10 protein-coding genes are annotated in these 8576 nt (G+C 63.4%); all 10 read right to left on the reverse strand.

Annotated features, from left to right (window positions below; genetic code table 11):
• Window positions 1-203, reverse strand: a 203-nt coding sequence (locus H7225_RS11485; RefSeq protein WP_290661925.1) for a hypothetical protein, incomplete at its 3' end; no start/stop codon positions are given.
• A gap of 12 nt (window positions 204-215) precedes the next feature.
• On the reverse strand, window positions 216-455 hold the full coding sequence (locus tag H7225_RS11490) for a hypothetical protein (RefSeq protein ID WP_290661927.1): 240 nt from the start codon (window positions 453-455) through the stop codon (window positions 216-218).
• Window positions 456-623: 168 nt separating this feature from the next.
• Entirely contained in the window at window positions 624-4013 is a 3390-nt protein-coding gene (locus H7225_RS11495; RefSeq protein ID WP_290661928.1) for a DUF6701 domain-containing protein, read from the reverse strand.
• Window positions 3995-4465: an agglutinin biogenesis protein MshP gene (locus H7225_RS11500; protein WP_290661930.1), complete on the reverse strand. Its 471-nt coding sequence runs from the start codon at window positions 4463-4465 to the stop codon at window positions 3995-3997. The genes H7225_RS11495 and H7225_RS11500 overlap by 19 nt, the downstream gene beginning before the upstream one ends.
• Window positions 4446-5303: a prepilin-type N-terminal cleavage/methylation domain-containing protein gene (locus tag H7225_RS11505; protein ID WP_290661932.1), complete on the reverse strand. Its 858-nt coding sequence runs from the start codon at window positions 5301-5303 to the stop codon at window positions 4446-4448. Before H7225_RS11505 ends, H7225_RS11500 begins: the two co-directional genes overlap by 20 nt.
• A complete protein-coding gene (locus tag H7225_RS11510) occupies window positions 5284-5901 on the reverse strand; it encodes a type II secretion system protein (RefSeq protein ID WP_290661934.1) in 618 nt (205 codons plus the stop codon). Before H7225_RS11510 ends, H7225_RS11505 begins: the two co-directional genes overlap by 20 nt.
• A gap of 67 nt (window positions 5902-5968) precedes the next feature.
• On the reverse strand, window positions 5969-6421 hold the full coding sequence (locus H7225_RS11515; RefSeq protein WP_290661936.1) for a type II secretion system protein: 453 nt from the start codon (window positions 6419-6421) through the stop codon (window positions 5969-5971).
• Between the two features lie 68 nt (window positions 6422-6489).
• The gene (locus tag H7225_RS11520; RefSeq protein ID WP_290661938.1) at window positions 6490-6993 is read right to left on the reverse strand and encodes a prepilin-type N-terminal cleavage/methylation domain-containing protein; all 504 of its coding nucleotides are present in this window, start codon (window positions 6991-6993) and stop codon (window positions 6490-6492) included.
• Window positions 6994-7005: 12 nt separating this feature from the next.
• Window positions 7006-7374: a type II secretion system protein gene (locus H7225_RS11525; protein ID WP_290661940.1), complete on the reverse strand. Its 369-nt coding sequence runs from the start codon at window positions 7372-7374 to the stop codon at window positions 7006-7008.
• Between the two features lie 19 nt (window positions 7375-7393).
• Window positions 7394-8576: type II secretion system F family protein (locus H7225_RS11530; RefSeq protein WP_290661942.1), on the reverse strand; the 1183-nt coding region annotated here is incomplete at its 5' end.

Here is an 8576-nt window from a genome sequence, read left to right on the forward strand (position 1 = left end):
CTGGCCAGTGTCACGGTGCTGATGCAGGTATATGTGGGACCGCTACCAGTACATCCTGCTGGCAATGTACCGGGGAAGACATAGGCTACGGCGTGGGCCGATGACATCGTGCAGAGGAGGGTTGCCCAGGCCAGCATCAGGGCAGCCAGGCTTTGGATGCCCTGCTTCAGCAGGCGATGAGCGCTCAGCGGCTGATGACCCATGTCAGTTGCCTTTCAACATACGTTGCACGCATTGGCCACCAGTTGGCAGAACACCAGGGCCGTGCCCCCATCGCTGACAGTACCGGCATTGGGCTTCCGAGTGCAACTGACTGTGACGGTCATTCCGGCCAAAGTACCGGCCAAGGTCATGTTTGTGTTGCTGAAGCATGCTGGCGCGGCGGCCACCACCAGCCGGTTGGGGTTGCGCACGCGCTGCCACGGCCACTGCAGGCGCTTCATGGCTGCGGCCATTTTGGTTCAACATCGACGGTGATGGGGGGGGGCTGGATCACGGCTTGGGCTCAATGATTCGGATGGCGAAAATTCGCATCCTGGCCCTCAGGTTACGGGCGAGCAAGTCGTGGGAAAAGACTGAATAAGTGGTACCAATGGTGCCAATCCGTCGCCAGGTAACTCAGTTCAGTAGTTTTCCTGCTGCTGAACCAGGTTGTTGCCGCCACGGAACAAGCCAAAGGTGGCCCGGGCCGAAGGGTCCTTGTCGTAGGTGGCGCCGCACCACGCTCCCCGCAGGTAGGCCAGGTCGGCCCCCACCGTGGCACTGTCGCCCACGCCAGAGCCCAGGCTGGTCAGGCAGGAGCCATCCGTGGCGGTGCTGCCCAGGCTCAGGGTAACGTCGTAGGTGCCCGCGTGGCCAACTGATGGCTTGTACAGCCAAAGCGTGCCCGTGCCGGCCGCCAGTGTGACCGGGTTGGTTTTCACGCTGGTGTCGGCCGCCGTGATGGTTCGGCGGTACTGGCCGAAGTTCACGCCTGTGGACGCGATCCGGGTGCAACTGTCCGCCGTGTTGGTGATGAAGGATGAACCGTTCCAGTGCTGGGCGGCCAAAGTCAAAGGCAGGTCGCGGTCCTGGGGGCCGATGGCGGGCGACAGGCGCAGGCGGCCAAAACGGATGTCCAGTGTGCCGATCAGGGCGGCGTCGGTGGAGTCGGCGGGGTAGCTGCTGTCCAGGTTGAAGCTGCTCAGCACGGTGGCATCGCTGTCTTGCGGTGCCACGCCCAGGCTGGCGCTCAGCACCCCTTCAGCGGCGGCAGCTCGGGTCACCAATGCTGTCAAGGTGATGCCCGTGGCCACCCCATTACTCCAACTGCCCGTGGACGTGCCCAGGCTGAGGCGCGGTGTGCCGCCGCCGGTGCGCAGGGGCAACGTGCCCGCCAACCCGATCAAGGCAAAGTTAGTGGGCGTGGTCGGGTCGAGCTTGGCAAAGGTGCCGGTGTAGTTGGCCGTGGTGGCGCTGTTGGCGTTCTGGGCCGTCAGCGTGAAGCCCAGCTGGAAGAGCTCGCCCTGGTAAGTGAATGCCGAAGCAGGGCTGCAAGCCAGCGCGGACCGGTGGGTGGCGCTGGCTGCGGTCAACACGAAATTCGAGGGCTTGAACCGGCCGATGCGTGCGTTCTGGGCGCCCGCCGCGTTAAAAACCGTGGCATCCAGGCTCAGCCCGCTGCTGATGAAGTTGCTGACCACGCCGGTGGTATTGAGCATGAAGCTGCCCACTTCGCTGTACTGCAGCGTGGCCGGTGTGCTGCTGCCGCTGGCAAAGCTGCTCACCGTGCCATTGCTCAAGGTGCCCAGCACGCCGGTGGCGGGCGTCTGGCTGGCCGCCGCGGGTGACAGGGTCACGGTGCTGGAGAACGATGGCGCCACGCCCCCCGCCGTGATCTGTGCCAGCGTGGCGCTGCCATCGGGCACGCCATCGCCACCAGCCACACTGGTGTCCGCCGTGGAAGACCACAGGTAGCCGGCCACCGTGGCCTGAAAGCTCGATCCGGCTTTGGCAAAGACGGTGTCGGTGTACGCCGAGCCATTGGGATTGATCGTGGCGCCTTGCGAGATGCCGCTGACCACGACCGAGAAGGGCCGTACCGTTAGGGTGTTGGTCGAACCGTCGATGTTCCCGGACGCAAAGGCGCCGGTCGCGTCGCGCAAGGTCAGGCTGTAGCGGCCGATGTCGGTGGTGCCCATGTTGAAAGTGGCCACGCCATTGGTGAAGGTCAGTGACAAGTTGCTGGCGCCCGGCGTGCTGCTGGGGATGGTCAGCGAGGGCGATACCACCGTGGGTGCGGTCCAGGTGCTGCCCGAGTCCGTGCGCCACATCTTCAGCGTCTTGGCGCCGGTGTAAGTGGTGGCGGTGCCGCAAGCTCCGGTGCTGGTGTCTTTCTTGATCGCGGTGACTTGAAAGTCGTGATTGCGGCCGGCCACCACCACGTCACTGCCTGCGATCGTGCTGGACAGGTCTTCGGCGATGGTGAAGGCGTTGTCGCTGAAGGCCATCGAAGCAGAAGTGGTGGACGAGCCGACGATCACGCTGTCCACCACCGTCACTGTCAGGCTGTTGGCCTGGGTGTTGGTCAAGGTGAGCTTGATGACGCCGCTGTCGCCCGCCACGTAGGTGTAGGTGGCCGTGCCGCTGTTGGCCGTGCCCTTGTTCAGCGTGCCCGATGGCGTGGGCGTGGCGCCCAGGGCCCAGTCGCCCTTGCCGGTCGAGGTGCTGAGGTTGATGGTGCCCGTGTAGCCGGTGTAGGTGGCCGGCGCGGAGGTGCGCGCCGTGATGGTGATGGTCACTGCAGAGCAGGTGGACGGGCTGGTGGTGGCGGGCACCACGGTATAGCTGGCCACGCCTGACGCCGGGCATGCCGGCGGTTTTGGATTACTGCTGACGCAAGTATTGGTGCAAGCGGGGGCGGTACCGCAGCATGCGCCACCCACCGAAGCCGCAGAAGGAATGTTGATCAACCCTGAGCTGGTGGAGCGCAAGCATGAACTTGTGGCGGAGCTGCCTGTGCCCATGAAGATCGTTGAACCAGCCAGCATGTCGCCACCGACCGTGCTGCCGCTGATCATGCTGATGTAAGTTTTGGAAGTCATCGATCCGCCGACGGTGGTGTTGTCGTGGATGTCGATGTACGTGCCTGATGCCGTGGTCGTGAGTGAGCCCGTGATGGATGAATAGGATCCGGTATCGACGTAGGAGTTCGAGATGACGGAGCCCCCCACCGTCGTGTGGCCACTCAAGGCCACATAACTGGTGTTTGCCGTGATCGATCCTCCAATGGAGGAATAGGTGCCCGTGTCCACAGAGGTTTGCGATGTGATGGAGCCGGTGACCCCGGCGGTCCCCCCCAGGCTGACATAAGTGGTGGTGGACGTGATGTTGCCGCCATAGTTGGTGTGGCCGGCCGAAGAAATCAGATAACCCGTGGTGTTTCCCAAAACACTGTTGTACGAGTTGAGCGTGACCGTGCCGCCGCTGTTGATGCTGCCAACGGTGGTGTAGGTGCCAACCGTCCCGTGGTTCAAGGTGATCGCACCCGTGCTGGTGGTGAGGGTGCCGATCACGGTGGTGCCCGCGTCAAGGTTGACGAAGCCGGAACCAGTCGTTGTCAGGGAGCCTCCATAGCTGACTGCACCGTGGCTTGAAACACTGCCTGCGGTCACATTGGCTTTGATGACCGCACCGGCTGTGGCCGACAGCGCGCCAGTGACAGTGATGGTCAGGTCGGCGGCGCTGCCTGCACTGTTGATCTGTGCTGCATTGACGGTCAAGTTGCCGGTGATGTTGATCGTGGCGGGCTTAGGTGAGTTGACCGTGATGGTGTCGGCGCTGCTCAGCGTCACGGTGGCGTTGCAGGTGTACACGGCCACATTGGCACTGCAGCCTGATGGCAATGTGCCTGGGAAGACATAAGCGGCCGCGCGGGCTGATGACACTGCGCAAAGCATGGCCGCCAGAAAAAAAGCCAGCATCAAGGCATGGTGGCCCAGCAGGCGCCGGGTGCTCAGCGGCTGATGACCCATGTCAGTTGCCTTTCAACATACGTTGGCTGCAAGGCGCCTGAGGCGGGGCAAGCCCCGGCTGTGGGCGCGTTGCACGCGTTGGCCACCAGTTGGTAGAAAACAAGGGCCGTGCCCCCATCGCTAACAGTACCGGCACCGGGCGTCCGAGTGCAACTGACTGTGACGGTCATTCCGGACAAAGTACCGGCCAAGCTCATGTTTGTGTTGCTGAAGCATGCGGGCGCGGCGGCTGGGGGGGCGGGATTGCGCAGGGCTTGATAGGCGCCCCATTCCAAGCCGGCGCGTGCGGCGAGCACGGCCTGCGCAGTGTTCAGGTTGGTGGCCGAGCCGGTGTGCTGGCGCACGCTGATTTTGCTGATGGCGGCGCCCAAGGCGGCCAGCACCACGATCAGGAACAGCGCGCTGACCATGGTGAAGCCGCGGCTTGGCGGCTCAGGGCAGGTTGCTGACATGGACGGCATGGTAAAGATTCACGGTTTCGGTGCCACCGCCAAAGGGGTTGGCCGCCAGTGACAGGCGCAAGGTGACCAGCCCGGCACGCGTGGCGATGACCGACGAGTCGTAGCTGAAGGTGCAGGCGCTCACGCCCTTGGCCACGATGGCCGTGGTCGCACCGACGGGTGGGTCGGGCTGGCTGGCCAGGAAGCCATAGTTCCAATAGCGGGTCAACGTGCCGGCCGCCAAGTCACATCGGTAGGTTACTGGCTGGTTGACAGCATAGACGCGGTAAGGCGGGGCGCTGTCATTCACGGGCAAGCCGGCCGACGACGACATCGTGACCGATGTGGCGGTGCCTGCGGCCGTGGTGCTGGTGCGCCGATTGGAGCTGGCCTGGGCCAGGGCGGACGAGTTGTCGGCATAGGCGTTCGCATCGGCCACCGTGGGGCCCAGGTTGTAGAACACCAGATTTTGCGATGCCGTGAGCGTCAGCCCAGGGCCGATGAGGTCGAAGGCGGTGTCGATGGTGCCGAAGTCGAGCCGCCCCGAGCCTTCGGTGTAATAGCGCGCGGTGCCCGTCAATGGGATGAACTCGATGCTCAGGTTGCTGGCCGCCACGCGCACGCTGTTGGGCGTGGCGCTGCGCAGGTCTCGCCCCATGCGGCGCAAGGCCAAGTCGGCGTTGTCAACCATGCCCGCCCGGGCGGCAGTGCTGATGTAGCCCTTGATCGGACTGACGATGAACATGGCCACCACGCTGCCGATGATGCCGGTGATGACGATGACGATCACCATTTCGACCAGCGTGAAGCCACTCTGGGCGGCGTCGATGCTACGGCGAGTTGGGCGCATGCCGGCTCCTGTAGCCATCGAGCACGACAGTGGTGCTGCTTGGGCCAGTGACAGTGACCGTGATGAGCAAGGCGTCGCCCGACCCCGCTGTGATCGAGCCCAGCGCGGCGGCCGCCACGGCGATCGACACGTTGTAGTTGGACAGCCCGGTGACCGCCGTGTTGGTGATGTCCTTGATGCCCGACATCGAAAAACCGTTGTAGTCGTTGACGTTGTCGAACTGCGGCGTGCCGTAGCGGTTCTCTCCGGCTTCAACGCCCAGCGCCTCGGCCGTGGTCGCGCAACCGACGCTGCTGGTCGCGGTTTCGGCGTTGTCGTCATCGGGGTCGCAGAAGGTGACGGGCATCAGCATCACCTCGGCCATCAGCGACTCGGCCACGGCCAGGGCTTGACGGCGGATCATTGGGTCGGCGCTGGCGGCGGTGGCCTGGATGAACACAGGCAGCATGCCCGCGATGGCAGCGCCCACGATCACGATGAACATCACCAACTCCACCAGCGATATGCCACGCGAGCGGTCGCGAGCAGGCGCCCCGGGCCCCGCCGCGTTGACGCGGCAGGCAGACAATGCGGTGCAAGTGGCGGGCAAGGTGGGCACGAGAGAACTCCGTTGATCGATGGGCTCGGGCGCCTCATGCTAGGACGCGCCGAGCCTGGGCAAGGTGCTAAGGAGACGGGTAAATCAAGCCTGTTTCGGTCTCGATCTTGTAGGCCTGCGAGTAGCTGCCCGACGCAACCGTGACCGTGATGGCGCTGCCGGTGGAGGTGACCGCGCTGCCGCTGTTGCCGGTGTTGAAGGTCACCGTGCGGGTGGCTTCGCTGATGCATGAGGTGATGGCCGTGGGGCAGGGCAACGACGCCACGGTGGCCCCGCCCGTGACATAGGTGTAGGTGACACCCGTGGGGGCGATCGTTGCCAGGATGGGGCGGCGCTGGGCCAGCGCCAGGCGCTCCACTGACAGCGTTTGAGCCACGAACTCATCGCCAAAGGCCTTCAAGCGCCACATGGTGAGGTCCAGCATCTTGGGCATGACAAACACCGCCAGAATGCCTATCACCACGATCACCATCACCAGCTCGACCAGGGTGAAACCTCGGGGCTGGCGGTGGGGGATCATGGTCAGGTGATGGCATGGTGTGACCGATGCCATGCACCCGGACGGCTGCCGATCCTCATGTCGCCAACTCAAAGAATGCCGTGGCCGGTGAAAGTGGCGGTCTTGGGTCCCGGACCCGTCAAGACGCAGGCTGCCGAGGTGGCGTCAGCGGCGATCGCGGCGGCCCCGATTGAAAAACCGCCAGTGGGCAGGAGGCCTCCTTGCAGGGTGGCTTCGACGCCGGTGCAATTGGTCACCGCGACGGTGGCCGCCAGGGCACTCGTGCTACCGATCTTGCGGGAACCATAGTTGATGGCGGACGCCGAGCTCAGGGCACCGGCCACGCCGTCCACGGCCGCTTGCTGTGCGTCGCCTTTCAGGCTGATGAACTTGGGCAAGGCAACTGCCGACAGAACACCAATGATCACGATCACCATGACCAGTTCGATTAAGGTAAAACCAGATTGTTGTTTCATGTACGACTCGCTTGTATTGGCAAGGTTGGACTGCTGATCAAGAAAAATCAGTGTTGGTAAATGTTTATCGGATTTTGAAAGGAAGACTGAACTCAGAAAAGCGGCTATGAATGCCACTTAATTCACGAATCAATTGATGCCTTGTGCCCAGAACCTGGCGATCTGCCCACCAGCGTCCAGCGTCAGGGAGCATTCGACCGATGAACCGGGTGCCACTGGATCGGTTGCGATGGTGTAGCCGATGGGCCGACCACCGGCCAGCGCATTGGCCACGTCGGTGCAATCGGTAATCGGCACGCCATGGGCCACGTTGACCTGACGAGCCGCTTGGTTCGCAGCCGAGGCCACACCCAGTGAGCCCGCAATGGAATCCACGGCTTTTTGTTGCGCTTCGCTTTTCACGTCGATGTATTTGGGCAACCCGACAGCCGCGAGCACGCCGATGAGCACGATCACTATCACCAGCTCTATCAAGGTAAAACCAGATTGCTTCTTCATGCCTCAAATACGCGCTTGGTCAACCTTTTCCCATGGCAGCCTGCCCCAAGCTCCACAAAGGCAGGAACACCCCCAACGCCAACATCAGCACCAGCGCACCCACCACACACAGCAAGATGGGCTCGATCGCCGAAGACAGGCCCTGGATTGCGTAGTCGGTCTCACGCTCGTACATCTGCGCCACTTCAACCAGCAGCGCGTCCAGCTCGCCCGTTTCCTCGCCCACGGCAATCATTTGCAGCACGATGGGCGTGAACACCCCGGCGGCCGTGGCGCAGCGCGAGATGCTCTCGCCACGCTCCACCCCAACAAGCATCTGGTCAATGCGGCTGCCGATGAAGGCGTTGTCCACGGTCATGGCGACCACGGTGAGTGCCTGGCTGATGGGCACGCCCGCGCGCGACGACAGCGCGAAGCTGCGCGCGAAACGTGACAGGGTCGCCTTCATGATGATGTTGCCCACGATGGGCAGGCGCAGCTTGTGGCGGTCCCACCGATAGCGGCCGTCTGGCGTGGCGATGTACGAGCGCACACCAAAGAAGGTGCCCACGGCTGCGGCCAGCATGGCCGGCCAGTAAGCCACCATGAAGGCCGAGAACGCCAGCAAGCCCTTGGTCATGATCGGCAGTTCGGCCTTGAAGCCTGCAAACACGGTCGCGAAAGTCGGGATCACGAAAATGTTGATCAGCACGATGGCGATGGCGATGGCGCTGATCACCATGGTGGGGTAGCGCAAGGCTTGCTTGATGCGCGCCCGCGTGTCCAACTCAAACTCCATGTGTTCGCTCAGCCGAAGGAAAACATCGGCCAAGTGCCCCGTCATTTCACCCACCCGGATCATGGCCAGGTAGAAGCCACTGAAGTGCTTGGGGTGGCGCCCGAAAGCCGTCGACAGGTCCTTGCCCTGGTCCAGGCTGGCCCGCACATCGGCCAGCAAGGCCACCATGGCCGGTTTTTCGTGAGACGACTCCAGCCCCGCCAAGGCGCGCAAGATGGGCACGCCCGCCTTTTGCAGCGTGTACATCTGGCGTGATAGCACGAGGATGTCCACCTCCTTGATCGGCACCTCGGTCAGCGCCTTGAGCCACTCGGGTTGATTGGCCGGTGCCGCGACCGGCACTGCACCTGCGTGCTTGACCTCAATGGGCGTGATCCCATTGGCGAACAACTGGTCGGCCACGGCGCCATCGGTCGCCGCGTCC

The sequence above is a fragment of the Aquabacterium sp. genome (assembly GCF_014378415.1).
Classification (GTDB): Bacteria; Pseudomonadota; Gammaproteobacteria; order Burkholderiales; family Burkholderiaceae_C; genus Aquabacterium.

Bases quoted from the DNA above. Each gene is read 5' to 3' on its own strand.
- H7225_RS11490 (WP_290661927.1), bottom strand. From the start codon at position 455: ATGGCCGCAGCCATGAAGCGCCTGCAGTGGCCGTGGCAGCGCGTGCGC.
- H7225_RS11495 (WP_290661928.1), bottom strand. From the start codon at position 4,013: ATGGGTCATCAGCCGCTGAGCACCCGGCGCCTGCTGGGCCACCATGCC.
- H7225_RS11500 (WP_290661930.1), bottom strand. From the start codon at position 4,465: ATGTCAGCAACCTGCCCTGAGCCGCCAAGCCGCGGCTTCACCATGGTC.
- H7225_RS11505 (WP_290661932.1), bottom strand. From the start codon at position 5,303: ATGCGCCCAACTCGCCGTAGCATCGACGCCGCCCAGAGTGGCTTCACG.
- H7225_RS11515 (WP_290661936.1), bottom strand. From the start codon at position 6,421: ATGATCCCCCACCGCCAGCCCCGAGGTTTCACCCTGGTCGAGCTGGTG.
- H7225_RS11525 (WP_290661940.1), bottom strand. From the start codon at position 7,374: ATGAAGAAGCAATCTGGTTTTACCTTGATAGAGCTGGTGATAGTGATC.